The organism is Salmonella sp. SG203, from assembly GCF_013350575.1.
In the GTDB taxonomy this organism is placed as follows: domain Bacteria; phylum Pseudomonadota; class Gammaproteobacteria; order Enterobacterales; family Enterobacteriaceae; genus Salmonella; species Salmonella enterica.
The window spans coordinates 1-550 of sequence record NZ_SNMT01000104.1 but is presented as its reverse complement, the minus strand read 5'-3'; the positions used below and the strand labels follow the sequence as shown (position 1 = coordinate 550).

Here is a 550-nt window from a genome sequence, read left to right as displayed (position 1 = left end):
CCCGGCAGGTTGTCAGCGGGTGATATCCCGCCAGTCATTCCCCCACTCGTCGCGCAGTACCGGCGCATCCGTTGAGCCGGTCACTGTCCACGCATCGGGGAACTTCAGACCACGCAGGATACTGTTTTCCACGTCATCGAGCAGAAAAGAGGTTTTCCTGTGCCGCCGAGAGAACACCACCATCCTGCCCGGTCAGCACGAGCGCCACCTGGCAACACCACGCCAGATGACCTGATTTTCTGTCAGCGTCACGGCTTCTCCCGTGAATCAAAAAACTGATGTAATTCATCAAGCATAATCAGCGCACGTCGGCCTGTCTTACGGGGAAACATTCGCCGCATCTCACGCGTCAGCTGCTTCTTCTCCCATCCGTAAGGGAAAATAATGCTGTAGTTCCTCCTCTCAGAAAGGATATCAGGGCCCGCGACGATTCGCGCCACCTCCTTGTATCTTAAAATTTGTTTAAAATATCCATGGTTAGATTTGGCAAGGTGTATGCAGCCTGATACCTCCAGGGGTTCATAGCCCGTGAATAAGCGACCGGCGCATA

General features: G+C 54.0%; 2 pseudogenes. Both read right to left on the bottom strand.

Annotation, left to right across the window (positions count from 1 at the left end):
- Positions 1-12 precede the first annotated feature (12 nt).
- Positions 13-144: pseudogene (locus HV477_RS28005) on the bottom strand (hypothetical protein); the annotation flags it as partial.
- 104 nt (positions 145-248) lie between these two features.
- A pseudogene (locus tag HV477_RS28325) lies at positions 249-550 on the bottom strand (hypothetical protein); the annotation flags it as partial.